Source organism: Pantoea sp. paga (assembly GCF_007558755.1).
In the GTDB taxonomy this organism is placed as follows: domain Bacteria; phylum Pseudomonadota; class Gammaproteobacteria; order Enterobacterales; family Enterobacteriaceae; genus Pantoea; species Pantoea agglomerans.
In genome coordinates this window covers 1-25,773 of record NZ_VLTF01000017.1, presented here as the reverse complement: position 1 = coordinate 25,773, position 25,773 = coordinate 1, and the positions used below count along the sequence as shown (strand labels likewise).

Annotated in this window: 21 protein-coding genes and 1 riboswitch; of the genes, 15 read left to right on the top strand and 6 right to left on the bottom strand. The window is 54.0% G+C overall.

What is annotated here, in order from left to right; all coding sequences use genetic code 11:
* Nucleotides 1-277 precede the first annotated feature (277 nt).
* The 8 genes from secE to rpoC all read left to right on the top strand — a co-directional run bounded on the left by secE (nucleotide 278) and on the right by rpoC (nucleotide 12,495).
* Nucleotides 278-661, top strand: a complete 384-nt coding sequence (secE, locus tag FOV68_RS23540) for a preprotein translocase subunit SecE (protein ID WP_008927141.1) — start codon at nucleotides 278-280, stop codon at nucleotides 659-661.
* Nucleotide 662: 1 nt separating this feature from the next.
* Nucleotides 663-1,208 (top strand): transcription termination/antitermination protein NusG, encoded by a 546-nt coding sequence (gene nusG, locus FOV68_RS23535; RefSeq protein ID WP_003848088.1) that lies wholly within the window; start codon nucleotides 663-665, stop codon nucleotides 1,206-1,208.
* 147 nt (nucleotides 1,209-1,355) lie between these two features.
* Nucleotides 1,356-1,784: a 50S ribosomal protein L11 gene (gene rplK / locus FOV68_RS23530; RefSeq protein WP_006121495.1), complete on the top strand. Its 429-nt coding sequence runs from the start codon at nucleotides 1,356-1,358 to the stop codon at nucleotides 1,782-1,784.
* A gap of 3 nt (nucleotides 1,785-1,787) precedes the next feature.
* Entirely contained in the window at nucleotides 1,788-2,492 is a 705-nt protein-coding gene (gene rplA, locus FOV68_RS23525) for a 50S ribosomal protein L1 (RefSeq protein WP_010261038.1), read from the top strand.
* Between the two features lie 365 nt (nucleotides 2,493-2,857).
* Complete coding sequence (rplJ, locus tag FOV68_RS23520; RefSeq protein ID WP_003848098.1) at nucleotides 2,858-3,355, top strand: 50S ribosomal protein L10; 498 nt, start codon at nucleotides 2,858-2,860, stop codon at nucleotides 3,353-3,355.
* A 65-nt stretch (nucleotides 3,356-3,420) separates the two neighbouring features.
* Entirely contained in the window at nucleotides 3,421-3,783 is a 363-nt protein-coding gene (gene rplL, locus FOV68_RS23515; protein WP_008927142.1) for a 50S ribosomal protein L7/L12, read from the top strand.
* 330 nt (nucleotides 3,784-4,113) lie between these two features.
* A complete protein-coding gene (gene rpoB, locus FOV68_RS23510) occupies nucleotides 4,114-8,142 on the top strand; it encodes a DNA-directed RNA polymerase subunit beta (RefSeq protein ID WP_010261046.1) in 4,029 nt (1,342 codons plus the stop codon).
* Nucleotides 8,143-8,271: 129 nt separating this feature from the next.
* Nucleotides 8,272-12,495: a DNA-directed RNA polymerase subunit beta' gene (rpoC, locus tag FOV68_RS23505; RefSeq protein WP_010261049.1), complete on the top strand. Its 4,224-nt coding sequence runs from the start codon at nucleotides 8,272-8,274 to the stop codon at nucleotides 12,493-12,495.
* A 55-nt stretch (nucleotides 12,496-12,550) separates the two neighbouring features.
* On the opposite strand, the gene FOV68_RS23500 is transcribed toward rpoC, so the two are convergent.
* A complete protein-coding gene (locus FOV68_RS23500) occupies nucleotides 12,551-12,733 on the bottom strand; it encodes a DUF1127 domain-containing protein (protein WP_033787304.1) in 183 nt (60 codons plus the stop codon).
* Nucleotides 12,734-12,907: 174 nt separating this feature from the next.
* On the opposite strand from FOV68_RS23500, the gene FOV68_RS23495 reads away from it, so the two are divergent.
* Nucleotides 12,908-14,362: a PLP-dependent aminotransferase family protein gene (locus FOV68_RS23495; protein ID WP_143991697.1), complete on the top strand. Its 1,455-nt coding sequence runs from the start codon at nucleotides 12,908-12,910 to the stop codon at nucleotides 14,360-14,362.
* 194 nt (nucleotides 14,363-14,556) lie between these two features.
* Here FOV68_RS23495 and thiE read toward each other — a convergent pair whose 3' ends face one another.
* From thiE to FOV68_RS23480, 3 genes are all read right to left on the bottom strand, one after another.
* Entirely contained in the window at nucleotides 14,557-15,183 is a 627-nt protein-coding gene (gene thiE, locus FOV68_RS23490) for a thiamine phosphate synthase (RefSeq protein WP_064704171.1), read from the bottom strand.
* Between the two features lie 2 nt (nucleotides 15,184-15,185).
* Nucleotides 15,186-17,108 (bottom strand): phosphomethylpyrimidine synthase ThiC, encoded by a 1,923-nt coding sequence (gene thiC, locus FOV68_RS23485; protein WP_143991696.1) that lies wholly within the window; start codon nucleotides 17,106-17,108, stop codon nucleotides 15,186-15,188.
* Nucleotides 17,109-17,195: 87 nt separating this feature from the next.
* Nucleotides 17,196-17,296, bottom strand: a riboswitch (TPP riboswitch).
* 152 nt (nucleotides 17,297-17,448) lie between these two features.
* A complete protein-coding gene (locus FOV68_RS23480; RefSeq protein ID WP_010261059.1) occupies nucleotides 17,449-17,955 on the bottom strand; it encodes an Rsd/AlgQ family anti-sigma factor in 507 nt (168 codons plus the stop codon).
* Between the two features lie 89 nt (nucleotides 17,956-18,044).
* On the opposite strand from FOV68_RS23480, the gene nudC reads away from it, so the two are divergent.
* The 6 genes from nudC to FOV68_RS23450 all read left to right on the top strand — a co-directional run bounded on the left by nudC (nucleotide 18,045) and on the right by FOV68_RS23450 (nucleotide 22,441).
* The gene (nudC, locus tag FOV68_RS23475; protein ID WP_010672223.1) at nucleotides 18,045-18,815 is read left to right on the top strand and encodes an NAD(+) diphosphatase; all 771 of its coding nucleotides are present in this window, start codon (nucleotides 18,045-18,047) and stop codon (nucleotides 18,813-18,815) included.
* A 40-nt stretch (nucleotides 18,816-18,855) separates the two neighbouring features.
* On the top strand, nucleotides 18,856-19,923 hold the full coding sequence (hemE, locus tag FOV68_RS23470) for a uroporphyrinogen decarboxylase (protein ID WP_143991695.1): 1,068 nt from the start codon (nucleotides 18,856-18,858) through the stop codon (nucleotides 19,921-19,923).
* Between the two features lie 2 nt (nucleotides 19,924-19,925).
* Nucleotides 19,926-20,594, top strand: a complete 669-nt coding sequence (gene nfi / locus FOV68_RS23465; RefSeq protein ID WP_010261068.1) for a deoxyribonuclease V — start codon at nucleotides 19,926-19,928, stop codon at nucleotides 20,592-20,594.
* 63 nt (nucleotides 20,595-20,657) lie between these two features.
* Nucleotides 20,658-21,248, top strand: coding sequence for a YjaG family protein (locus FOV68_RS23460; protein ID WP_010261070.1), 591 nt, complete (start codon nucleotides 20,658-20,660; stop codon nucleotides 21,246-21,248).
* A 188-nt stretch (nucleotides 21,249-21,436) separates the two neighbouring features.
* Complete coding sequence (hupA, locus tag FOV68_RS23455) at nucleotides 21,437-21,709, top strand: nucleoid-associated protein HU-alpha (protein WP_003850136.1); 273 nt, start codon at nucleotides 21,437-21,439, stop codon at nucleotides 21,707-21,709.
* Between the two features lie 69 nt (nucleotides 21,710-21,778).
* Entirely contained in the window at nucleotides 21,779-22,441 is a 663-nt protein-coding gene (locus FOV68_RS23450; protein WP_039387146.1) for a DUF1481 domain-containing protein, read from the top strand.
* A 32-nt stretch (nucleotides 22,442-22,473) separates the two neighbouring features.
* Here FOV68_RS23450 and purD read toward each other — a convergent pair whose 3' ends face one another.
* Together purD and purH are read right to left on the bottom strand one after the other, a co-directional pair.
* Nucleotides 22,474-23,754, bottom strand: a complete 1,281-nt coding sequence (gene purD, locus FOV68_RS23445) for a phosphoribosylamine--glycine ligase (RefSeq protein ID WP_083070738.1) — start codon at nucleotides 23,752-23,754, stop codon at nucleotides 22,474-22,476.
* A 19-nt stretch (nucleotides 23,755-23,773) separates the two neighbouring features.
* Nucleotides 23,774-25,363, bottom strand: coding sequence for a bifunctional phosphoribosylaminoimidazolecarboxamide formyltransferase/IMP cyclohydrolase (gene purH, locus FOV68_RS23440; RefSeq protein WP_069025629.1), 1,590 nt, complete (start codon nucleotides 25,361-25,363; stop codon nucleotides 23,774-23,776).
* Nucleotides 25,364-25,773: the final 410 nt, after the last annotated feature.

The following is a 25,773-nucleotide window of genomic DNA, read 5'->3' as shown; positions in this document are numbered from 1 at the left end:
TGGCCGTACCGTTGGCGCGGGTGTTGTTGCTAAAGTTATCGCATAATTACCGATAACGTTTGACGCAATGCACACGGAAAGGGCATCATTTGATGCCCTTTTTGCACGCTGTTTCATAGAACCTGGCTCATCAGTGATTTTTTGAATCATAATCATTGCTGAGACAGGCTCTGTTATGCGGCGTTGGATACCGAGTTACGCCCCAAAAGCTCATTCGGTTTGGACGCCTCGCACTGCGGGGCAGAATAGTTTCTGAATTATTGTGGCAGGTTGGTTTATGAGTGCGAATACCGAAGCTCAAGGGAGCGGGCGTGGCCTGGAAGCGGTAAAGTGGGTAGTAGTCGTGTTACTGCTGCTTGCAGCGATTGTAGGTAACTACCTCTATCGTGATGTGTCACTGCCACTGCGTGCTTTAGCCGTAGTTGTACTGATTGCAGCGGCTGGCGGCATTGCGCTTTTAACGACCAAAGGCAAAGCGACCGTGGCTTTTGCTCGTGAAGCAAGAACAGAAATGCGTAAGGTTATCTGGCCAACCCGCCAGGAAACGCTGCACACCACGTTAATCGTTGCCGCGGTTACTGCCGTGATGTCACTGATTTTGTGGGGGCTGGATGGTATTCTGGTCCGTCTGGTATCGTTTATCACTGGCCTGAGGTTCTGAGATGTCTGAAGCTCCAAAGAAACGCTGGTACGTCGTACAGGCGTTTTCCGGTTTTGAAGGCCGCGTAGCACAATCGCTGCGCGAGCATATCAAATTGCACAACATGGAAGAGCTGTTTGGCGACGTCATGGTTCCGACTGAAGAAGTCGTTGAAATTCGTGGTGGCCAGCGTCGTAAGAGCGAGCGCAAGTTTTTCCCGGGATACGTACTGGTTCAGATGGTGATGAATGACGCCAGCTGGCATCTGGTACGCAGCGTCCCACGCGTGATGGGTTTCATCGGCGGTACATCTGACCGTCCGGCACCTATCAGCGATAAAGAAGTTGATGCGATCATGAACCGTCTGCAGCAGGTCGGCGATAAGCCTCGTCCGAAAACGCTGTTTGAGCCAGGTGAAATGGTTCGCGTTAATGACGGTCCTTTTGCTGACTTTAACGGTGTGGTTGAAGATGTGGATTACGAGAAGAGCCGCCTGACGGTATCCGTTTCCATCTTTGGACGTGCGACGCCGGTTGAGCTCGACTTCGGTCAGGTGGAGAAAGGTTAACCTCTTTCCGCTCACAAATTAGCTGTTGCAGCAGGCGCGAAATTTAACTACAATTTCGCGCCTTTTGTTTTTATGCGCTGGCAACAGCGTGTAAATCGTTATCACGGGGAGCCTTTACAGGCGCTATAACCCAATTGAGGAAATATCATGGCTAAGAAAGTCCAAGCCTACGTCAAGCTGCAGGTTGCAGCTGGTATGGCGAACCCAAGTCCACCGGTTGGTCCAGCTCTGGGTCAGCAGGGTGTTAACATCATGGAATTCTGTAAAGCGTTCAACGCTAAGACCGAATCTCTGGAAAAAGGTCTGCCGACTCCAGTTGTTATCACCGTATACAGCGACCGTTCTTTTACCTTCATTACCAAAACGCCTCCGGCTGCCGTACTGCTGAAAAAAGCAGCGGGCATCAAGTCTGGTTCTGGTAAGCCGAACAAAGATAAAGTCGGTAAAGTGACTCGTGCTCAGGTACGTGAAATCGCAGAAACCAAAGCTGCGGACATGACTGGTTCTGACGTTGAAGCGATGACTCGCTCAATCGAAGGTACTGCTCGTTCCATGGGCCTGGTAGTAGAGGACTAAGAAATGGCTAAGCTGACCAAGCGCATGACCGTAATTCGCGACAAAGTTGACGCGACCAAGCAGTATGATATTGCTGAAGCTGTTGCTCTGCTGAAAGAACTGGCTACTGCCAAGTTCGTTGAAAGCGTTGACGTTGCTGTCAACCTCGGCATTGACGCACGTAAATCTGATCAGAACGTTCGCGGCGCGACCGTTCTGCCACACGGTACTGGTCGTTCAGTACGTGTTGCTGTCTTCGCCCAGGGCGCCAACGCTGAAGCTGCTAAAGCAGCAGGCGCTGAGCTGGTAGGCATGGAAGACCTGGCTGATCAGATCAAGAAAGGCGAAATGAATTTTGACGTTGTGATTGCTTCTCCGGATGCAATGCGCGTTGTTGGCCAGCTGGGCCAGATTCTGGGTCCACGTGGCCTGATGCCAAACCCGAAAGTCGGTACTGTAACGCCTAACGTTGCTGAAGCGGTTAAGAACGCTAAAGCGGGTCAGGTTCGTTATCGTAACGACAAAAACGGCATCATCCACACTACCATCGGTAAAGTGGACTTTGACGCTGACAAACTGAAAGAAAACCTGGAATCTCTGCTGGTTGCGCTGAAAAAAGCAAAACCATCTCAGGCGAAAGGCGTGTACATCAAGAAAGTTAGCCTTTCAACCACCATGGGCGCCGGCGTTGCCGTTGACCAGGCTGGTCTGAACGCAACAGCAAACTAATTGCTGCTTGAAACGGGCGAAAAATTCACCTAGAATCTTACGCCCGTTGTTCTGTTATTAACGGAACAGGACACCAGAGAGCCAGAACTGATTGTTGCGTTTATCGCCTTTCCCTCTGACTCTGCTGCGTCGCACAGAATTTAGGTTGGAGCCAGGCCTTATCCTGGCCTCCGTCCAAGACCGCAGGAGCTGTTTATCTCCGGATATTCCGCTTAATACCCTGCGTAGACGGTGACAGAACCAAAAGAATTTTTTCTTAGCTGGATTCTGCTCACCGTGTTCGAGCGCTTATTTCCCTTCGGGGTGAGTAAGTGAAGTGAGTTCCGGGGAAATCCTTTCCCGGTCAAATCCAGGAGCAAAAGCTAATGGCATTAAATCTTCAAGACAAACAAGCGATTGTTGCTGAAGTCAGCGAAGTAGCCAAAGGTGCGCTTTCGGCGGTTGTTGCGGATTCCCGTGGCGTTACCGTTGATAAAATGACCGAACTGCGTAAAGCAGGCCGTGAAGCTGGCGTTTACATGCGTGTTGTTCGTAACACCCTGCTGCGCCGCGTCGTTGAAGGAACTCAGTTTGAGTGCCTGAAAGACACGTTTGTTGGTCCGACCCTGATTGCATATTCTATGGAACACCCGGGCGCTGCTGCTCGTCTGTTCAAAGATTTCGCGAAAGCGAATGCAAAATTTGAGGTCAAAGCTGCAGCCTTTGAAGGTGAGCTGATCACGGCGGCCAATATTGACCGTCTGGCAACGCTGCCGACCTACGAAGAAGCACTGGCACGTCTGATGTCGACCATGAAAGAAGCCGCTGCCGGCAAACTGGTCCGCACTCTGGCTGCTGTACGCGATGCAAAAGAAGCGGCTTAAGGCCATATTCTTTTCTTCGTACTTGCTTACGTATAAACTTTTTCTGATTCTTAGGAACAATTGTCATGTCTATTACTAAAGACCAAATTCTGGAAGCTGTTGCAGCGATGTCCGTAATGGAAGTAGTTGAGCTGGTTTCTGCTATGGAAGAAAAATTCGGCGTTTCTGCTGCTGCTGCTGTAGCTGTTGCTGCGGGCCCGGCTGAAGCTGTTGAAGAAAAAACTGAATTCGACGTAGTCCTGAAAGCTGTTGGCCCGAACAAGGTTGCAGTAATCAAAGCCGTACGTACTGCAACTGGTCTGGGCCTGAAAGAAGCCAAAGATCTGGTTGAAGCAACTGGCGTAATCAAAGAAGCGATCAGCAAAGATGACGCAGCTGCACTTGAAGCTGCTCTGAAAGAAGCTGGCGCTGAAGTTGAAGTTAAGTAAGACAGCCTTCGGGTTGCAGTCTGAGTAGTTTCAGGCTGATGGCTGGTGACTTTTTGGTCACCAGCCTTTTTGCGCTACAGGGTCTCAATGGGGTTTCACACTGTTTGTCCATTGTTACTCTTCAATATCTTTCTCTATCGACGACTTAATATACCGCTCTACCTGTGCGGGTTCCCTGCCCTCGCAACAGCGATGAAATGATTTAAGCGTGATAGAAAGAGGTATTGCACTGCTGCTGCGCAGCCAGTGAATCAAACAAAATCGTGTTGCATGAACTGTCCTGTCAGGACGGACAGCGTGGGTCGACTTGTCAGCTAGCTGAGGAACCCTATGGTTTACTCCTATACCGAGAAAAAACGTATTCGTAAGGATTTTGGTAAACGTCCGCAAGTACTGGACATACCTTATCTCCTTTCCATCCAGCTCGACTCGTTCCAGAAGTTTATCGAGCAAGATCCAGAAGGTCAGTACGGACTGGAAGCTGCATTCCGCTCTGTATTCCCTATTGCGAGCTACAGCGGCAACTCTGAGTTGCAGTATGTCAGCTATCGCCTGGGTGAACCTGTCTTTGACGTGAAAGAGTGTCAGATCCGTGGCGTGACCTATTCGGCACCGCTGCGCGTGAAACTGCGTCTGGTGGTCTATGAGCGCGAAGCGCCAGAAGGCACCGTAAAAGACATTAAAGAACAAGAAGTCTACATGGGCGAAATTCCGCTCATGACCGACAATGGTACCTTTGTTATCAATGGTACCGAGCGCGTTATCGTTTCTCAGCTGCACCGTAGTCCTGGCGTGTTCTTTGATAGCGATAAGGGTAAAACCCACTCATCGGGTAAAGTGCTCTACAACGCACGTATCATCCCTTACCGCGGTTCATGGCTCGACTTTGAGTTTGACCCGAAAGATAACCTGTTTGTCCGTATTGACCGTCGTCGTAAGCTGCCGGCCACTATCATCCTGCGTGCGTTGCAGTTCACTACACCTCAGATCCTCGATATCTTCTTCGAGAAAGTGGTGTTTGAGATTCGCGACAACAAGCTGCAGATGGAGCTGGTGCCTGAGCGCCTGCGCGGTGAAACTGCGACCTTCGATATCGAAGCGAACGGCACCGTCTACGTCGAAAAAGCACGCCGTATTACTGCGCGCCATATCCGTCAGCTGGAAAAAGATGGCATTCAGCACATCGAAGTTCCGGTTGAATATATCGCGGGCAAAGTGGTCGCTAAAGACTACATCGATGAGAGCACCGGTGAGCTGATCATTGCAGCGAACATGGAACTGTCACTGGATCTGCTGGCCAAGCTGAGCCAGTCCGGTCACAAGCGCATCGAAACGCTGTTCACCAACGATCTGGACCACGGTCCATATATGTCCGAGACCCTGCGTGTCGACCCAACCAGCGATCGTCTGAGCGCACTGGTTGAGATCTACCGCATGATGCGTCCTGGTGAGCCGCCAACACGCGAAGCAGCAGAGAACCTGTTTGAGAACCTGTTCTTCTCTGAAGATCGTTACGATCTTTCTGCTGTGGGTCGTATGAAGTTCAACCGTTCATTGCTGCGTGATGAAATCGAAGGTTCAGGCATCCTGAGCAAAGATGACATCATCGAAGTGATGAAGAAGCTGATCGACATCCGTAACGGTAAAGGCGAAGTGGACGATATCGACCACCTCGGTAACCGTCGTATTCGTTCAGTTGGTGAAATGGCTGAGAACCAGTTCCGTGTCGGTCTGGTACGTGTTGAGCGTGCGGTTAAAGAGCGTCTGTCACTGGGCGACCTTGATACCCTGATGCCACAGGACATGATCAACGCGAAGCCGATTTCGGCCGCGGTGAAAGAGTTCTTTGGTTCCAGCCAGCTTTCTCAGTTTATGGATCAGAACAACCCGCTGTCAGAGATTACGCACAAACGTCGTATCTCTGCTCTCGGCCCGGGTGGTTTGACACGTGAGCGTGCCGGCTTCGAAGTGCGTGACGTACACCCAACGCACTACGGTCGTGTCTGCCCAATCGAAACCCCTGAAGGCCCGAACATCGGTCTGATTAACTCCTTGTCTGTGTATGCACAGACTAACGAGTACGGTTTCCTTGAGACGCCTTACCGCCGTGTTATCGACGGTCTGGTTTCTGACGAGATTCACTACCTCTCTGCTATCGAAGAGGGTAACTACGTTATCGCTCAGGCGAACGCCCCTCTTGATGATAACGGTGCGTTTGTTGATGACCTGGTCACCTGCCGTAGCAAAGGCGAATCGAGCCTTTTCAGCCGCGATCAGGTTGACTACATGGACGTTTCGACTCAACAGATCGTTTCTGTCGGTGCGTCACTGATCCCGTTCCTGGAACACGATGATGCTAACCGCGCCCTTATGGGTGCGAACATGCAACGTCAGGCCGTTCCAACTCTGCGTGCTGATAAGCCGCTGGTTGGTACGGGTATGGAACGTGCTGTTGCCGTTGACTCCGGTGTAACTGCCGTTGCCAAACGTGGCGGTACCGTACAGTACGTCGACGCATCACGTATCGTTATCAAAGTTAACGAAGACGAAATGCATGCTGGCGAAGCCGGTATCGACATTTATAACCTGACCAAATATACCCGTTCTAACCAGAACACCTGCATCAACCAGATGCCATGTGTTTCTCTGGGTGAGCCGGTTGAGCGCGGCGACGTGCTGGCAGATGGCCCGTCCACCGATCTGGGTGAACTGGCGCTGGGCCAGAACATGCGCGTAGCGTTCATGCCGTGGAACGGTTACAACTTCGAAGACTCCATCCTGGTCTCCGAGCGTGTGGTACAGGAAGATCGCTTTACGACTATCCACATTCAGGAACTGGCTTGCGTGTCGCGTGACACCAAACTGGGGCCGGAAGAGATTACCGCTGATATCCCGAACGTGGGTGAAGCTGCACTCTCTAAACTGGATGAGTCAGGCATCGTCTACATCGGTGCTGAAGTGACCGGTGGCGACATTCTGGTTGGTAAGGTTACGCCGAAAGGTGAAACCCAGCTGACGCCAGAAGAGAAACTGCTGCGCGCTATCTTCGGTGAAAAAGCCTCTGACGTGAAAGATTCGTCACTGCGCGTACCGAATGGCGTGTCAGGCACCGTGATCGACGTTCAGGTCTTTACCCGCGATGGCGTGGAAAAAGACAAACGTGCGCTGGAAATCGAAGAGATGCAGCTGAAGCAGGCCAAGAAAGACCTGTCTGAAGAACTGCAGATTCTGGAAGCGGGCCTGTTCAGCCGTATTCAGAACGTATTGATTTCTGGTGGCGTTGAAGCAGACAAACTGGACAAGCTGCCGCGCGAGCGCTGGCTGGAACTGGGTCTGACTGACGAAGCCAAGCAAAACCAGCTGGAGCAGCTGGCAGAGCAGTACGACGAACTGAAGCACGAGTTTGAGAAAAAACTCGAAGGTAAGCGTCGTAAAATCACCCAGGGCGATGATCTGGCACCAGGCGTGCTGAAAATCGTTAAGGTTTATCTGGCTGTTAAACGTCAGATTCAGCCGGGTGACAAAATGGCAGGCCGTCACGGTAACAAAGGTGTTATCTCCAAGATCAACCCGATCGAAGATATGCCTTACGATGAAAACGGCACGCCGGTTGACATCGTTCTGAACCCGCTGGGCGTACCATCGCGTATGAACATCGGTCAGATTCTGGAAACCCACCTGGGTATGGCAGCGAAAGGCATCGGCGAGAAGATCAACGCCATGCTCAAAAAGCAGGAAGACGTCGCGAAACTGCGCGAATTCATCCAGCGCGCCTATGACCTGGGTAGCGATCTGCGTCAGAAAGTTGACCTGAACACCTTCTCCGACGACGAAGTATTGCGTCTGGCTGAGAACCTGAAGAAAGGTATGCCAATCGCCACTCCGGTGTTTGATGGCGCGAAAGAGAGCGAAATCAAAGAGCTGCTGCAGCTCGGCGGCTTGCCTTCTTCCGGTCAGATTACCCTGTTTGACGGCCGTACCGGTGAGCAGTTCGAACGTCAGGTAACCGTTGGCTACATGTACATGCTGAAACTCAACCACCTGGTTGATGACAAGATGCATGCACGTTCAACCGGTTCCTACAGCCTGGTTACTCAGCAGCCGCTGGGTGGTAAGGCGCAGTTCGGTGGTCAGCGCTTTGGTGAGATGGAAGTATGGGCACTGGAAGCATACGGTGCCGCGTATACCCTGCAGGAAATGCTTACCGTTAAGTCTGATGACGTCAACGGCCGTACCAAGATGTATAAAAACATCGTTGACGGTAACCATCAGATGGAACCGGGCATGCCGGAATCCTTCAACGTACTGTTGAAAGAGATTCGCTCGCTGGGTATCAACATCGAGCTGGAAGACGAGTAACCCCTTTTCAGGCTGCGGTTCGCCGCCGCCTGAAAGCGCAGGGTTTAAAGCGCTCGCAATTGTACTGGTTACGGGGCGTTCAATTTCGGTTGGACGCCCTCTGAGTCTCACTCCGACGGGAGCTAATCCGTGAAAGACTTACTTAAGTTTCTGAAAGCGCAAACTAAGACCGAAGAGTTTGATGCGATCAAAATTGCGCTGGCTTCGCCAGACATGATCCGTTCCTGGTCTTTTGGTGAAGTGAAAAAGCCAGAAACCATTAACTACCGTACTTTTAAGCCAGAGCGCGATGGTCTGTTCTGTGCCCGTATCTTCGGGCCGGTAAAAGACTATGAGTGCCTGTGCGGCAAATACAAGCGCCTGAAACACCGTGGTGTGATTTGTGAGAAGTGCGGCGTTGAAGTGACCCAGACTAAAGTACGCCGTGAGCGTATGGGCCACATCGAACTGGCGTCCCCGACTGCGCACATCTGGTTCCTGAAGTCACTGCCATCGCGTATCGGCTTACTGCTGGATATGCCACTGCGTGACATTGAGCGCGTGCTCTACTTTGAATCTTACGTGGTAATCGAAGGTGGCATGACCAACCTCGAGAAGCGTCAGATTCTGACTGAAGAGCAGTACCTTGACGCTCTGGAAGAGTTCGGTGACGAGTTTGACGCCAAAATGGGCGCCGAAGCGATCCAGGCCCTGTTGAAAAACATGGATCTGGAGCAGGAGTGCGAGCAGCTGCGTGAAGAGCTGAACGAAACTAACTCCGAAACCAAACGTAAAAAACTGACCAAGCGCATCAAGCTGCTGGAAGCGTTCGTACAGTCTGGCAACAAGCCAGAGTGGATGATCCTGACCGTGCTGCCTGTTCTGCCACCGGATCTGCGTCCGCTGGTACCGCTGGATGGTGGCCGTTTCGCAACGTCGGATCTGAACGATCTCTATCGTCGCGTGATCAACCGTAACAACCGCCTGAAACGCCTGCTGGATCTGGCTGCGCCAGATATCATCGTGCGCAACGAAAAGCGTATGTTGCAGGAAGCGGTCGATGCACTGCTGGACAACGGTCGTCGCGGTCGTGCGATCACCGGTTCCAACAAGCGTCCGCTGAAATCACTGGCTGACATGATCAAAGGTAAGCAGGGTCGTTTCCGTCAGAACCTGCTGGGTAAACGTGTCGACTATTCTGGTCGTTCGGTTATCACCGTAGGTCCATACCTGCGCCTGCATCAGTGCGGTCTGCCGAAGAAAATGGCACTCGAACTGTTCAAACCGTTCATTTACGGCAAACTGGAACTGCGTGGCCTGGCCACCACCATCAAAGCCGCGAAGAAAATGGTTGAGCGCGAAGAAGCGGTTGTCTGGGATATCCTCGACGAAGTGATCCGTGAGCACCCGGTTCTGCTGAACCGTGCGCCTACGCTGCACCGTCTGGGTATTCAGGCCTTTGAACCGGTTCTGATCGAAGGTAAAGCGATCCAGCTGCACCCGCTGGTTTGTGCGGCATATAACGCCGACTTCGATGGTGACCAGATGGCTGTTCACGTACCGCTGACGCTGGAAGCCCAGCTGGAAGCGCGTGCGCTGATGATGTCGACCAACAATATCCTGTCACCTGCGAACGGCGAGCCAATCATCGTTCCTTCTCAGGACGTTGTACTGGGTCTGTATTACATGACCCGTGACTGTGTTAACGCCAAAGGCGAAGGCATGGTGCTGACTGGCCCGAAAGAAGCTGAGCGTATTTATCGCGCTGGCCTCGCATCGCTGCATGCTCGCGTTAAGGTGCGTATCACCGAACACGAGAAAAATGAGCAGGATGAGTGGGTTGCTAAAACCAGCATCATCGACACCACGGTTGGCCGTGCCATCCTGTGGATGATCGTGCCAAAAGGTCTGCCTTTCTCCATCGTTAACCAGGCGCTGGGCAAAAAAGCTATCTCCAAAATGCTGAACACCTGTTACCGCATTCTGGGCCTGAAGCCGACCGTTATCTTTGCTGACCAGACCATGTACACCGGTTTCGCTTACGCAGCCCGTTCAGGCGCGTCTGTCGGCATCGACGACATGGTTATTCCAGAGAAGAAAGTGGAAATCATCACCGAAGCGGAAGCAGAAGTGGCTGAGATCCAGGAGCAGTTCCAGTCTGGTCTGGTAACCGCCGGCGAACGTTACAACAAAGTCATCGATATCTGGGCAGCGGCCAACGAACGTGTTGCCAAGGCGATGATGGAAAACCTCTCAACCGAAACCGTTATTAACCGTGACGGCGTAGAAGAGCGACAGGTTTCCTTTAACAGCATCTTTATGATGGCTGACTCCGGTGCGCGTGGTTCTGCTGCACAGATTCGTCAGCTGGCCGGTATGCGTGGTCTGATGGCGAAGCCAGATGGCTCCATCATCGAAACACCAATCACGGCGAACTTCCGTGAAGGGTTGAACGTACTCCAGTACTTCATCTCAACCCACGGTGCACGTAAAGGTCTGGCGGATACCGCACTGAAAACGGCGAACTCCGGTTATCTGACGCGTCGTCTGGTTGACGTTGCACAGGATCTGGTTGTTACCGAAGATGACTGTGGTACACACGAAGGCATCATGATGACACCTGTCATCGAAGGTGGCGATGTTAAAGAGCCACTGCGTGAACGTGTACTGGGTCGTGTGACCGCTGAAGACGTTCTGAAGCCGGGTACTGCTGACATTCTGGTTCCACGCAACACGCTGCTCGATGAGCACTGGTGTGACGTGCTGGAACTGAACTCAGTCGATAGCCTGAAAGTCCGCTCAGTAGTAGGTTGTGAAACCGACTTTGGTGTGTGTGCGCATTGCTATGGTCGCGACCTGGCACGTGGTCACATCATCAACAAAGGTGAAGCGATCGGTGTTATCGCGGCACAGTCCATCGGTGAGCCAGGTACACAGCTGACGATGCGTACGTTCCACATCGGTGGTGCGGCATCACGTGCGGCTGCTGAATCCAGCATTCAGGTGAAGAACAAAGGTACCATCAAGCTGACCAACGCCAAGTCGGTAACGAACTCGGCAGGCAAGCTGGTAATCACCTCGCGTAACGTTGAACTGAAAATGATCGACGAATTTGGTCGTACCAAAGAGAGCTATAAAGTTCCTTATGGTTCTACCATGGCGAAAGGTGATGGTGAGCAGGTTGCAGCGGGCGAAACCGTCGCAAACTGGGATCCGCATACCATGCCAGTCATCACCGAAGTGGGCGGTTTCATTCGCTTCACGGACATGGTTGATGGCCAGACCATTACCCGTCAGACAGATGACTTAACCGGTCTTTCTTCGCTGGTGGTTCTGGACAGTGCTGAACGTACTGCGGGCGGTAAAGATCTGCGTCCTGCGCTGAAAATTGTTGATGCCAACGGCAACGACGTTCTGATTCCGGGCACCGACATGCCGGCTCAGTACTTCCTGCCTGGTAAAGCGATTGTTCAGCTGGAAGATGGCGTGAAGATCAGTGCTGGTGACACGCTGGCGCGTGTTCCGCAGGAATCTGGCGGTACCAAGGATATTACCGGTGGTCTGCCACGCGTTGCTGACCTGTTCGAAGCGCGTCGTCCGAAAGAGCCAGCTATTCTGGCGGAGATCAGCGGCATCATCTCCTTCGGTAAAGAGACCAAAGGTAAGCGTCGTCTGGTCATCACTCCGCTGGATGGCAGTGAGCCGTACGAAGAGATGATTCCGAAATGGCGTCAGCTGAACGTGTTCGAAGGTGAACGTGTTGAGCGCGGTGACGTGGTTTCCGATGGCCCAGAGTCTCCACATGACATCCTGCGCTTGCGTGGCGTGCATGCGGTGACCCGTTACATCACTAACGAAGTGCAGGAAGTTTACCGTCTGCAAGGCGTTAAGATTAACGATAAGCACATCGAAGTCATCGTTCGTCAGATGCTGCGTAAAGCAACCATCGTGAGCGCAGGAAGTGCAGACTTCCTGGAAGGTGAGCAGGCTGAATTCTCTCGCATCAAGATCTCTAACCGTGATCTGGAAGCGAACGGAAAAGTTGGCGCAACCTTCATGCGTGACCTGCTGGGTATTACCAAAGCGTCACTGGCTACCGAATCGTTCATCTCTGCAGCATCGTTCCAGGAAACCACGCGTGTCCTGACCGAAGCAGCAGTAGCAGGTAAGCGCGATGAACTGCGCGGCCTGAAAGAGAACGTAATCGTGGGTCGTCTGATCCCGGCCGGTACCGGTTATGCGTACCATCAGGATCGTATGCGCCGCAAAGCGGCAGGTGAAGTTCCGGTTGCACCGCAGGTTACTGCGGATGAAGCCTCAGCCAGCCTGGCTGAACTGTTGAACGCCGGTCTCGGCGGCAACAAAGACGATTAATCGTCCTTTGCCTGATAAAAACCCTGCCTCGGCAGGGTTTTTTTTTGTCTCTGATTCAGGCATTCCAGTCGTTGCGGCCAAGGCCAATGTCTTTCAGCTGACTGTCACTCAGCTTCGACAGGATGACGCGCGTCTCACGCCTCAGCTGCCAGCGTTTATAACTGCGCCAAAGATAGCGAACCAACTGGTAAGGCGTGCCTGTAAACGGTTTAGCTGCGCGATTCTCGTCGTATCCCATGATAGTGCCCTCAGTGAATGGTCTGAGGACTATTCTCAGCGGATCGCTCTGTATGATACAGACGCAAGAATCACCTTTATTTAACATACAGATTGCGGTAATGGCGATCTGAATGGTAAAAAAGAGGCATAACTGTACCGGTTAATGCTCAGCTACTGAGTCAGAGGAGATACAATGACCCGATATGAACATCTGGCCACGCTGCTGGCTCAGCGTATCGAACAAGGTTTATATCGCAGTGGTGAGCGCCTGCCCTCGGTACGCAGTCTGAGTGCCGAACATGGCGTCAGTATCAGCACCGTGCAGCAGGCTTATCATCTGCTGGAAGAGAAGCAGATGATTACGCCGCAGTCGCGCTCTGGCTATTTTGTGGCTTCGCGTAAGGCGACGCCTCCGATGCCTGCGCTGACCCGTCCCGCACAGCGGCCGGTTGAGGTAACGCAGTGGGATGCGGTGCTGGAGCTGATTAACAGCCGTCTGGAAGATGATGTGTTGCAGCTGGGAAGCGGCATGCCCGATCTGACGCAGCCGACGCTTAAGCCGCTGTGGAAAGCCTTCAGCCGACAGGCACAGAAGCAGGACATCGCGCTGCTCAATTATGACAACCTCTATGGTGTTCTCGCACTGCGGCAACAGGTTGCACGACTGGCGATAGATAGCGGTTGCCAGCTCACCGCCGATGATATTGTTATTACCACCGGCTGCCATGAAGCGTTATCGGTAGCCGTGCGTGCGGTCTGCGAACCCGGCGATATCATTGCCGTTGAGTCGCCTTCGTTTCACGGGATCATGCAAACCCTGCGCGGATTTGGCATTCGTGCCATTGAGATCCCAACCGATGCGGTAACCGGCATCAGCCTGGAAGCGCTGGAACTGGCGTTTGATCAATGGCCGATTAAAGCAGTCGTTGTTGTGCCGAACTGTAATAATCCGCTGGGATTTATCATGCCTGAGCCACGTAAGCGGGCATTGCTGGCACTGGCGCAGCGGTTTGACGCGGCGGTCATTGAAGATGATGTTTATGGTGAGTTAGCCTGGGAATATCCGCGCCCAGCGACCATTAAAGCGCTGGATCTCGATGGCCGTGTTCTGCTGTGCAGCTCCTTTTCCAAAACACTGGCGCCAGGTTTGCGCGTCGGCTGGGTTGCACCCGGCCGCTACCGCGACCGTGTACTGCACATGAAATATATCGTCACAGGTTCCACCGCCACACAGCCTCAGCATGCGGTCTCCGAATTTATCCGCCAGGGCCATTATCAGCCCCATCTGCGCCGGATGCGGCAAATCTACCATCGTAACTATGAAACCTTTAGCTGCTGGGTGCGCCACTACTTTCCCTGCGGCATCTGCGTTTCCCGTCCTCAGGGCGGTTTTCTGATGTGGATAGAACTCCCCGAAGCGTTTGATGCGGTCCGGCTCAATCGCGAATTGCGCGAGTCAAAAATTCAGATAGCCGTAGGCTCACTCTTTTCGGCCTCGGGTAAATACCGTAACTGTCTGCGCTTAAACTACGGGCTGCCGATCAACGAGCAGACTGAACAGGCGCTGGCGCTGGTGGGGGCAGCCGTCGAACGCGCCATGCTCTCGTGCCAGCATGAGACGCAGATTTCAGCTTCAACTCTCGCATAGCGAAAAGAAGAAGCAGGGCCGGCAAGAGGAGGGAACCGGCCCTGGTCAGATAACCTTAACCTGACGGAGGCCACGTTAAGGTTTTGGATCAGAGCACGCCAGCGGCAACTTACGCTTTTGCGCGTCGCTTTCCCGGCAGAAACGCTGGCGTTACTGGTTTTGCAGCCACTATGCGGGACAGCTTCCACAAATCCTTATTGGTGAGGCTCTGCCAGCGCCAGCAGGGTTCGTGTTGCTTCACGCCAGTCATCTGCCTGGGTAATCGCACTCACCACCGCAATACTGCCCACGCCGGTTGCCAGCACGTCAGGTGCGCGTTCAATCGAAATACCGCCAATTGCCACGGTGGGGATATGCGTCAGGCGCGTCAGATGCCGCTTCAGCTGCTCAATGCCCTGCGGCGCGGAAGGCATCTCTTTGGTCTGCGTCGGGAAAATATGTCCAAGCGCGATGTAAGAGGGCTGGATTGCCAGTGCGCGGTCCAGTTCAGTATCGTCATGGGTGGAGAGCCCCAGACGCAATCCTGCCTGATGAATCCGGGCAAGATCGGCGACATCGAGATCCTCCTGACCCAGATGCACGCCATAAGCCTGATGCTTTATCGCCAGTTGCCAGTAGTCATTGATAAACAGGCGCGCGTCATAGCGTTTACCCAGTGCAATCGCCTGAGCGATGGCAGGCTCGGCGACCTCATCGGGCTGATCTTTGATGCGCAGCTGCAGCGTACGAACGCCCATCTTCAGCAGGCGCTCAATCCAGTCGGGGCTATCAACCACCGGATAAAGCCCCAGGCGTGGGGCGGTAGCGGGAAATGCGGGCATCGTTACTCCTCCTTAGTGGCGTCGGCGGGATGATAAAGCTCACCGCCGCGCCGACGAAAACGGTCTGACATCTGCGCCATGCCCACTTCAACGGGCTCGGCGCGTGTATCCTGACGTGCCGCGAACTCGCGCACCTCCTGGGAAATTTTCATCGAGCAGAACTTAGGGCCGCACATCGAGCAGAAATGGGCCACCTTGCCCGACTCCTGCGGCAGGGTTTCGTCATGCATTGCCCGTGCCGTATGGGGATCCAGCGCCAGATTAAACTGATCTTCCCAGCGGAACTCAAAGCGCGCTTTGGACATAGCGTTATCACGGATCTGCGCACCCGGATGGCCTTTCGCGAGATCGGCGGCATGCGCCGCGATTTTGTAGGTGATCAATCCCTGCTTCACATCCTCTTTGTTCGGCAGCCCGAGATGCTCTTTGGGCGTGACGTAACACAACATGGCGCAACCAAACCAGCCAATCATGGCGGCACCGATACCTGAGGTGAAATGGTCATAGCCGGGCGCGATGTCGGTGGTCAGCGGGCCAAGAGTGTAGAAGGGGGCTTCATCGCACAGGTCGAGCTGTTCGGTCATGTTGCGGCGGATCATATGCATCGGGACGTGCCCCGGGCCTTCAATCATTACCTGAACGTCATATTCCCAGGCAATACGGGTCAGTTCGCCCAGAGTACGCAGTTCGGCAAACTGCGCCTCATCGTTGGCATCCTGAATGGAACCCGGACGAAGGCCATCGCCCAGCGACAGGGAGACATCATAAGCGGCGCAGATTTCACAAATCTCCCGGAAGTGCTGATACAGGAAGCTCTCCTGATGATGCGACAGGCACCATTTCGCCATGATAGATCCACCCCGCGATACAATCCCGGTCAGACGTTTCGCCGTCATCGGGACATAACGCAGCAGCACGCCAGCGTGGATAGTGAAGTAATCGACACCCTGTTCCGCCTGCTCAAGCAGCGTATCGCGGAATATTTCCCAGTTCAGCGCCTCGGCCACGCCATTCACTTTTTCCAGTGCCTGATAAATCGGCACTGTACCGATTGGCACCGGGCTGTTTCGCAAAATCCATTCGCGCGTTTCATGAATATAACGACCGGTAGAGAGATCCATCACCGTATCGGCACCCCAGCGAGTCGACCAGACCAGTTTTTCCACCTCTTCCTCAATAGAAGAGGTCACCGCCGAGTTACCGATGTTGGCGTTGACCTTAACCAGAAAGTTGCGGCCAATGATCATCGGCTCCGATTCAGGGTGATTGATATTGGCAGGGATGATGGCGCGCCCGGCAGCGACCTCCTGACGCACAAACTCGGGCGTGATACTGGCTGGCAGATGCGCGCCAAAACTGTGGCCGGGATGCTGTTGCAGCAATACCTCACTGCGGATTCGCTCACGGCCCATGTTTTCCCGCAGTGCGATAAATTCCATCTCCGGGGTGATGATCCCCTGACGGGCATAGTGCAATTGCGTAACGCAGCAGCCTGCGCGGGCACGGCGCGGTGTCGGGAGTTGATCGAAGCGCAGATGATCCAGTCCCTCGTCAGCCAGCCGCTGCTGGGTATAACCCGAGCTGTTCTGTTCGAGAAATTCGCTGTCGTCGCGTTCAGCAATCCAGCGGGCGCGCAGCTTTTCCAGGCCACGATGAACATCGATCTGTGCTGCGGGATCGCCATAGGCACCCGCCGTGTCATAGACCGGTACCGCTTCGTTCTGCTCATAGAGAGGCTGTTCTTTGCTGCCGCCGATGTGGGTCGGGCTTAGCACGATTTCACGCATGGGAACGCGGATATCCTCGCGGCTGCCGGTAATCCAGATGCGGCGGGACTGGGGAAATGCACTGCCGCTTTGCAGGGAATCGATAAATTCCTGCGCCTGGGCACGCTGTTCACGACGGGTTATTTTTTGGTCAGACATAGCAATCTTCCTGTTAAGGGGGAACGATGCTTGTCCGGAGTTCGGAAGGAGTAACCGTATAGACAGCGTAATCATGCTGGCATACAGAGAATATTTACTCTTGTTCCCTTCGCAGGTTCTAACCTGATCAGGTTCCGCGGATCCCGAATTAACGGTCTCAGCCCAACTGGGCACTCCGACAAGAAGCTGTTTTTACGCTGGTGTCTGATAACAGTGCCAGGCGTAAAAACCTTATATTTCAAAGCAAAAATAAAAAAGGTTCTTTGGAGCACTCTCCTCAGAACCTGTTCAGCATAAAAGGGCTACGGGATAATCTCAACCCCTTTGCCGGAGATGATGATTAAGCCGGACGCGCGATATGGCTGTCATTGGCTACCGGCGGGGGGACAAGCTGGTTGTCCCATGCCAGCTGAATCAGCTTATCTTCCAGCGTAAAGCGTGCTTCCAGCACTTCACCCACTTCGGAGAGTGCCTGCTGGAAGGTCATGCAGTTCTCGTCGTCGATCGCCTGCTGCAGGTGGCCGTCATACAGCTGCATCAGACGCTCAGTATTGGCTTCCAGCGGTGGATAGATCTGTGCGGCGGCAATCATCGGGCTGTCGCCACTCATTTCACTGATCACGCGTTCATAGATACTGAAGTGACCCGCAGAAAGATAATCGACCAGACCGTGACAGAAGTTGTCCAGAGCCTGCTCATCAAGACGCGTCAGCGCCTCTTTGTTTGGTTTAAGTCCGACCAGGTGATAATAGGTCACCAGTAGCTGACGACGGGCTTCAAGCCACGAATCGACCAGTTCATTACTGCCACCTACGCGTTCAGCCAGGACGTCTAACTGGTTAAGCATATCTAACTCCATGTGAGTTATAGTTGTTTATCTACACACTTAACATCAGGACTTCAGCGTGCGAGTTGACGCTAAGGATGACGAAATAAATGCAATGCGAAATCTCAAGCGTAGACGCTGGATGGTGGATTGTCAGCCATGAACAGAAACTTTGGTTGCCACAAGGTGATTTACCCCACGGAAACGCCGAAAAATTTGGTTTGACCGGCAGTAAAGCCCGGACCATCGGTGAGTGGCAGGGCGAAAAAGTCTGGCTGATTTGTGAGCCGCGTTCTGCCGATATGTTCTCAGTACGACAGCTGATCGATCAGGATGTGGCGCTGTTTCAGCTGGTGGGGCGCGGTGTGCAACTGGCAGAATTCTACCGTTCTCATCGCTGGTGCGGCTATTGCGGCCATGAAATGCACCAAAGCAAACATGAATTTGCCTGTCTCTGCAGCCATTGTCGCGAGCGTTATTATCCGCAGATAGCACCCTGCATCATTGTGGCTATCCGTCGCGGTGATGAAATCCTGCTGGCGAATCATGCCCGCCATCGCAACAAGGTCTACACCGTGCTGGCGGGTTTTGTGGAAGTTGGCGAGACGCTGGAGCAGGCCGTTGCCCGCGAAGTGATGGAAGAGAGCAATATCCGCGTCAAAAACGTCCGTTACGTTACCTCCCAGCCGTGGCCCTTCCCGCAATCGCTGATGACAGCCTTTATGGCGGAGTATGACAGCGGCGATCTGCAGCACGACGGTAAAGAGCTGCTGGATGCGGCCTGGTTCCGTTTTGATGAGCTGCCGTTGCTGCCACCGCCAGGCACCGTGGCGCGCCGCCTGATTGAAGATACCGTCGCCCTGTGCCGCGCCGAAGTGTGAAAGTGCTACACTACACGCCTGTTATTGAGAGAGTGTTGAGATGAGTGAACTGAAGAACGATCGTTATTTGCGTGCCCTGTTACGTCAGCCGGTTGATGTCACGCCGGTCTGGATGATGCGACAAGCCGGGCGCTATTTGCCGGAGTACAAAGCGACACGCGCCCAGGCGGGTGACTTTATGTCGCTGTGTAAAAACGCCGAGCTGGCCTGTGAAGTCACCCTGCAGCCGCTGCGCCGTTATCCGCTGGATGCCGCCATCCTCTTCAGTGACATCCTGACCATTCCGGATGCGATGGGACTGGGTCTCTACTTTGAAACCGGCGAAGGCCCGCGTTTCTCAAATCCTGTGACCTGTCGCGCTGACGTTGAGCGTTTACCGGTGCCCGATCCGGAAATGGAGCTGGGCTATGTGATGAATGCTGTCCGCACCATCCGTAAGAACCTGAACGGCGATCTGCCGCTGATTGGCTTCTCTGGCAGTCCGTGGACGCTGGCCACCTATATGGTGGAAGGCGGGAGCAGCAAGGCGTTTACCAAAATTAAGAAGATGATGTATGCCGATCCCGCTACGCTCCACGCGATGCTGGATAAGCTGGCCGACAGCGTCATCCTCTATCTCAATGCTCAGATCCGCGCCGGTGCGCAGTCCGTTATGGTCTTTGATACCTGGGGCGGCGTGCTGACCGGTCGTGATTACCGCGAATTCTCACTCCATTACATGCACAAAATTGTCGATGGCCTGCTGCGTGAAAACGACGATCGCCGCGTGCCGGTGACGCTCTTCACTAAAGGCGGCGGACAGTGGCTGGAAGCGATGGCCGCCACCGGTTGTGACGCGCTGGGGCTCGACTGGACCACCGATATTGATGACGCACGCCGTCGCGTGGGCGACAAAGTCGCACTGCAGGGCAACATGGATCCTTCTATGCTCTATGCGGCACCTGAGCGTATCGAACAGGAAGTGGCTGGGATCCTGGAGCGCTTTGGCTCGGGCACCGGGCATGTCTTTAATCTGGGTCATGGTATTCATCTGGATGTGCCACCGGAAAATGCGGGCGTCTTTGTTGAGGCGGTACACCGTTTATCACGTCCCTGGCATCAGGAGTAATCATGGATATTGCCGCACTTCGCGCTGAGCAGTTACAACGCGCCGCTGATGTGGTGCGTGAAGATGACTTTGATGTGCTGCCACCCCGCTTTATCGGCGGGGCGGACGTTGGATTTGAGCAGGAAGGCACTATCACCCGGGCGGCGATGGTGATACTGGAGTATCCCTCCTTAAAGCTGGTGGAGCATCGCATCGCACGCGTTGAGACCACCATGCCTTATATTCCGGGCTTTCTCTCATTCCGTGAATATCCAGCGCTGATGGCCGCCTGGCAGATGCTGGAGCAAAAGCCGGACCTGCTGTTTGTGGATGGACACGGTATTTCGCATCCACGACGACTTGGCGTCGCGTCACATTTTGGTCTGCTGGTCGATGTGCCCACCATTGGTGTCGCGAAAAGTCGCCTGTGTGGCCGTTTTGCCGATCTGGATGCGCAGCCTGGCAGTCGCCAGCCACTGATCGACAAAGGTGAGCAGATAGGCTGGGTATGGCGCAGCAAGCTCCGTTGTAATCCGCTGTTTGTCGCCACCGGTCATCGTGTCAGCCTGGATACCGCGTTGCAGTGGGTCGAAAACTGTACGCGTGGTTACCGCCTGCCGGAACCGACCCGCTGGGCCGACGCGGTTGCCTCGAACCGAACCGCTTTCCAGCGCTGGCAAAACGCGCTTTAACACTGTTTGTGCTGCGGTTTTGCAGTTACACTGCGGCCAGCGAAACGAATAAGAGCCACCTTTATGTTACAAAATCCCGTTCATCTGCGTCTGGCGAAGCTGGAAAGCTGGCAGCACCTTACTTTTATGGCCTGCCTGTGCGAGCGCATGTATCCCAACTATCGTGCGTTCTGCGAGCAGACTGAATTTGCCGATCCGGCACTCTATCGCCGTATTCTTGATCTGATCTGGGAAAACCTGACGGTCAAAGATGCGAAGATTAACTTCGACAGCCAGCTGGAAAAGCTCGAAGCCGCCATTCCGGATGGTGATGCGTTTGAGGTTTACGGCGTTTATCCGGCTATCGATGCCTGTGTGGCATTAAGCGAAGTCGTACATGCGCAGCTGAGCGGTGAAACTCTTGAGCATGCAATTGAAGTCAGCGAGACCTCAATTACCACTATCGCCATGCTGGAAATGACCCAGGCTGGACGCGAAATGACCGACGAAGAGCTGCGTGAAAACCCGGCTATCATCGATGAGTGGGACCTTCAGTGGGAGATTTTCCGCCTGCTGGCGGAGTGTGAAGAGCGCGACCTTGAATTGATTAAAGGTCTGCGATCTGACCTGCGTGAAGCTGGAATTAGCAACATCGGTATAAATTTCCAGCAGTAAGGCGATAAAACGTGACTTCAGGCCCGAATTAGCGCGCCTGGAGGCTTCACATTGGCCCCCTGTCTGGTCTACATTTGGGGGGCTGAAAATTGTGGCTATCGGTGCGTGCAGGCAGAAGAGTGCCAGAATATGGCTTTTCCCTCGCACTCGTTGCTTAGCAAGCGATAAATACACTTTAAGGATAACTTATGAACAAGACTCAACTGATTGATGTGATCGCAGAAAAAGCTGACCTGTCTAAAACCCAGGCAAAGGCAGCGCTGGAATCTACTCTGGCTGCGATCACTGAGTCTCTGAAAGATGGTGATGCTGTACAACTGGTTGGTTTTGGTACTTTTAAAGTGAACCACCGCGCTGAGCGTACCGGTCGTAACCCGCAGACTGGCAAAGAGATCAAAATCGCTGCAGCAAATGTACCGGCATTCGTGTCTGGTAAAGCGCTGAAAGACGCCGTTAAGTAAGACGTCGCACTGCGGTTAAGCTTTAAAACAGGGGGCGTTTCGCCCCTTTTGTTTAAGAGGCCAGCCATCATGACCCCGCTGTTTCAGCGTTTATCTGTTCTGTTTCTCTCCCTGTTTCTTTTCGGTTGCAGCTCTACTCCGGATATTCCCCCCTTTTCTGCCAGTGGCTATCTTGCCGATCGTGGTGTTGTTCGTATCTGGCGTAAAAACAGCGACCACCAGTCGGTCCATATCCGCACCTTCTATACGCCGTTCAGTGGCGGTGAGGGTGAAGTGACGGATTATGTCTGGCTGGAAGAGTCGTTGATCAGCATCCAGCGTCAGGTGAAGGGCAACCAGCCTGATGATGTGACCCTGCGCTTTGACCAGGCTGGCGGTCTTAACTTTATGCAGCGCCAGCTTTCAGGCCGGCGTGAAGCGGTCAGTCCGGATGCGGTTGAGCTCTATAAGTTTGATGCCGAGCGGATGCGTAACCTCAGCGATGCGCTATTAAGCGGTCAGGTGTTCCTCAGACAGGGACACTGGCTGGGAAACAATGTGCTGGAGAGTTGCGAAGGCCAGCAGGTCAGACCGGCTTTTGACGCCGACGCTCTGCAGATGCTGACACAGCAGCAACGCCGCGCATCGACACCGCTGATGGTGTCATGGCTTGAAGCGCCGGAAGGGATACAGCTATTGCGGGTCAGTCAGCAGGATGACTGCTCACAGCAGCCGACAGAAGAAGATATGTGAATTGAAAAGGGGGCACCTGGTGCCCCCTGAACTTATTTGCGATTAATGGCGCGGTAGCCGATATCGCGGCGACAGAAGCTGCCCTGCCATGAGATTGGCTGTGTCAGCTCATAAGCCCGCTTTTGTGCCGCGGCCACATCGTCGCCCAGCGCGGTTACGCACAACACGCGGCCACCGTTTGTCAGCACCCGATCCTCTTCCAGCCGTGTTCCGGCGTGGAATACCTTGCCATCAGCAACTTCTTCCAGTGGCAGACCGTGAATCTGATCGCCCTGAGTGTAGTCACCCGGATAACCGCCCGCCGCCAGGACCACACCCAGCGCAGGGCGGGGATCCCATTGTGACGTTTTCTGATCCAGCTTACCGTCACAGGCGGCCAGGCAAAGATCGACCAGATCCGACTGCAGACGCAGCATGATCGGCTGAGTCTCTGGATCGCCGAAGCGGCAGTTGAATTCGATCACTTTCGGCTGCCCGGTGTGATCGATCATCAGACCGGCATAGAGAAAACCGGTATAGACATTGCCTTCAGCCGCCATGCCGCGCACGGTCGGCCAGATAACCTGATCCATAACGCGCTGGTGGATCTCATCGGTGACAACCGGAGCCGGAGAGTAGGCACCCATTCCGCCGGTGTTCGGACCGGTATCGCCATCGCCCACGCGTTTGTGATCCTGGCTGGTGGCCATAGGCAGCACATGCTCGCCGTCCACCATCACGATGAAGCTGGCTTCTTCGCCATCCAGAAACTCTTCAATCACAATGCGGTGTCCGGCATCGCCAAAGGCGTTACCGGCCAGCATATCCTGAACCGCATCCTCAGCTTCCTGCAGCGTCATCGCCACAATTACGCCTTTACCTGCGGCCAGGCCGTCGGCTTTGATGACGATAGGGGCGCCTTTCTCACGCAGATACGCGAGAGCGGGCTCAACCTCGGTGAAGTTCTGGTATTCCGCACTCGGGATCTGATGACGCGCCAGGAAATCTTTAGTGAAAGCCTTAGAGCCTTCCAGCTGCGCAGCGGCCTGAGTCGGACCAAAGATAGCCAGCCCGGCCTCACGGAAGGCATCCACGATGCCAATTACCAGCGGCGCTTCGGGGCCGACAATCGTCAGATCAATCTTTTCACGCCGGGCAAACTCAAGCAGGGCAGGAACATCAGTCGCACTAATCGCGACATTCTGCAGCGCAGGCTCTAATGCGGTACCTGCGTTACCCGGCGCCACAAACACGGTTTCCGCCAGCGGCGACTGGACTGCTTTCCAGGCCAGAGCATGTTCACGTCCGCCATTACCGATTACTAAAATTTTCATCTGTTTCTCTCCAGAACGATTAATGGCGGAAGTGACGCATGTCGGTGAAGATCATGGCAATGCCGTGCTCATCAGCCGCCGCAATCACCTCTTCATCGCGGATAGAGCCGCCAGGCTGGATGACGCAGCTCACGCCTGACGCGGCTGCCGCATCAATACCATCACGGAACGGGAAGAAGGCATCCGACGCCATGGCTGATCCTTTTACTTCCAGACCTTCATCGGCTGCTTTAATGCCGGCAATCTTAGCGGAATAGACACGGCTCATCTGTCCGGCACCGATACCAATGGTCATGTTGTCGCGTGCATACACAATGGCGTTAGACTTAACGAACTTCGCCACTTTCCAGCAGAACAGCGCATCACGCAGTTCCTGTTCCGTTGGCTGACGTTTACTGACTACGCGCAGCTGGCTGGCATCGACCATGCCGAGATCGCGATCCTGTACCAGCAGACCCCCGTTGACACGTTTGAAATCCAGTGCGGCAGTACGGTTTTGCCATTGGCCGCAGATCAGGACACGGACATTCTGCTTCGCGGCGGTAATTTTCAGCGCAGCCTCGGAAACCGCTGGCGCGATAATCACCTCAACAAACTGGCGGCTGATAATGGCCTGCGCAGTTGCTTCATCCAGCTCGCGGTTAAAGGCGATGATGCCGCCAAATGCGGAGGTCGGATCGGTCTGGTAAGCGCGATCATAGGCTGCCAGCAGCGAGTCACCGGTCGCTACGCCACAAGGGTTCGCATGTTTGACGATGACGCAGGCGGGTTCACTGAACTCTTTGACGCACTCCAGTGCAGCATCCGTGTCAGCAATGTTGTTATAGGAGAGCGCTTTGCCCTGAACCTGCCGGGCAGTCGCCACTGAAGCTTCAGTGATGTTCTCTTCTATATAGAAGGCAGCATCCTGATGGCTGTTTTCACCGTAGCGCATATCCTGCTTCTTAATGAAGTTCAGATTCAGGGTACGCGGGAAACGGCCGGCGGGCTGATTACGATCACCGTGATAGGCGGGCACCAGGCTGCCAAAGTAGTTAGCGATCATGCTGTCATACGCGGCAGTGTGTTCAAACGCTTTGATCGCCAGATCGAAACGGGTCTCAAGCTTCAGACCATTTTCATGGGCATCCATTTCGGCAATGATCGCATCGTAGTCGCCGCTGCTGACCACGATTGCCACATCTTTATGGTTCTTGGCAGCAGAGCGCACCATGGTCGGGCCACCGATGTCGATATTTTCCACTGCATCTTCCAGTGAACATCCTTCACGGGCGACGGTCTGTGCAAAGGGATAGAGGTTAACGACCACCATGTCGATTGGGCTGATGTCGTGCTGCGCCATAATGGCATCATCCTGGCCGCGACGACCTAAAATGCCGCCATGCACTTTGGGATGCAGGGTTTTGACGCGTCCATCCATCATTTCCGGGAAACCGGTGTAGTCAGAGACTTCTGTGACAGCCAGACCCGCATCCGCCAGCAGGCGAGCTGTTCCGCCTGTGGAGAGCAGTTCGACACCGCGACTTGAGAGCGCCTGAGCAAATTCGAGGATACCGGCTTTGTCAGAGACACTGAGCAATGCGCGGCGTACAGGACGAGTTTGTTGCATGGTGGTTTATCCCTTGGCTTTGTTTCGCGTATATAAGAGCGTTACATCAGGCTTTACAGCGGTTTTCTCTTCTCTATATAGGAAGAAAAAATCAAAAACCTCAGGTAACGCCCCGAAAAGGGGTGTCCGGAACTTCGCCCGGCATTGTAGCGAAAACGTTTGCGTGATGCTCGCCTAAATTTATCTGGCCCGACTAATGTGGATAACATTGTGTGTAACTGCGTATAACAGCCGCTTTTGCTGTGGAATGCAGCGAACGCTCTTTTTTATGCAATTTATGGGTTGCGCCTCTCAGACAACTCCCTATAATGCGCATCCATCAACACGGAACACCGGCAACGGGAAGCGGGTTGAAAGGCACAGGAGACTGCGCCGCCGGAGAAAAACTTCTGAAATAGAGGTTGACTCTG

What these genes read in the sequence shown, in the direction of transcription:
- secE (WP_008927141.1), top strand. Translation starts at nt 278, where the DNA reads ATGAGTGCGAATACCGAAGCTCAAGGGAGCGGGCGTGGCCTGGAAGCG.
- nusG (WP_003848088.1), top strand. Translation starts at nt 663, where the DNA reads ATGTCTGAAGCTCCAAAGAAACGCTGGTACGTCGTACAGGCGTTTTCC.
- rplK (WP_006121495.1), top strand. Translation starts at nt 1,356, where the DNA reads ATGGCTAAGAAAGTCCAAGCCTACGTCAAGCTGCAGGTTGCAGCTGGT.
- rplA (WP_010261038.1), top strand. Translation starts at nt 1,788, where the DNA reads ATGGCTAAGCTGACCAAGCGCATGACCGTAATTCGCGACAAAGTTGAC.
- rplJ (WP_003848098.1), top strand. Translation starts at nt 2,858, where the DNA reads ATGGCATTAAATCTTCAAGACAAACAAGCGATTGTTGCTGAAGTCAGC.
- rplL (WP_008927142.1), top strand. Translation starts at nt 3,421, where the DNA reads ATGTCTATTACTAAAGACCAAATTCTGGAAGCTGTTGCAGCGATGTCC.
- rpoB (WP_010261046.1), top strand. Translation starts at nt 4,114, where the DNA reads ATGGTTTACTCCTATACCGAGAAAAAACGTATTCGTAAGGATTTTGGT.
- FOV68_RS23500 (WP_033787304.1), bottom strand. Translation starts at nt 12,733, where the DNA reads ATGGGATACGACGAGAATCGCGCAGCTAAACCGTTTACAGGCACGCCT.
- FOV68_RS23495 (WP_143991697.1), top strand. Translation starts at nt 12,908, where the DNA reads ATGACCCGATATGAACATCTGGCCACGCTGCTGGCTCAGCGTATCGAA.
- thiE (WP_064704171.1), bottom strand. Translation starts at nt 15,183, where the DNA reads ATGCCCGCATTTCCCGCTACCGCCCCACGCCTGGGGCTTTATCCGGTG.
- thiC (WP_143991696.1), bottom strand. Translation starts at nt 17,108, where the DNA reads ATGTCTGACCAAAAAATAACCCGTCGTGAACAGCGTGCCCAGGCGCAG.
- FOV68_RS23480 (WP_010261059.1), bottom strand. Translation starts at nt 17,955, where the DNA reads ATGCTTAACCAGTTAGACGTCCTGGCTGAACGCGTAGGTGGCAGTAAT.
- nudC (WP_010672223.1), top strand. Translation starts at nt 18,045, where the DNA reads ATGCAATGCGAAATCTCAAGCGTAGACGCTGGATGGTGGATTGTCAGC.
- hemE (WP_143991695.1), top strand. Translation starts at nt 18,856, where the DNA reads ATGAGTGAACTGAAGAACGATCGTTATTTGCGTGCCCTGTTACGTCAG.
- nfi (WP_010261068.1), top strand. Translation starts at nt 19,926, where the DNA reads ATGGATATTGCCGCACTTCGCGCTGAGCAGTTACAACGCGCCGCTGAT.
- FOV68_RS23460 (WP_010261070.1), top strand. Translation starts at nt 20,658, where the DNA reads ATGTTACAAAATCCCGTTCATCTGCGTCTGGCGAAGCTGGAAAGCTGG.
- hupA (WP_003850136.1), top strand. Translation starts at nt 21,437, where the DNA reads ATGAACAAGACTCAACTGATTGATGTGATCGCAGAAAAAGCTGACCTG.
- FOV68_RS23450 (WP_039387146.1), top strand. Translation starts at nt 21,779, where the DNA reads ATGACCCCGCTGTTTCAGCGTTTATCTGTTCTGTTTCTCTCCCTGTTT.
- purD (WP_083070738.1), bottom strand. Translation starts at nt 23,754, where the DNA reads ATGAAAATTTTAGTAATCGGTAATGGCGGACGTGAACATGCTCTGGCC.
- purH (WP_069025629.1), bottom strand. Translation starts at nt 25,363, where the DNA reads ATGCAACAAACTCGTCCTGTACGCCGCGCATTGCTCAGTGTCTCTGAC.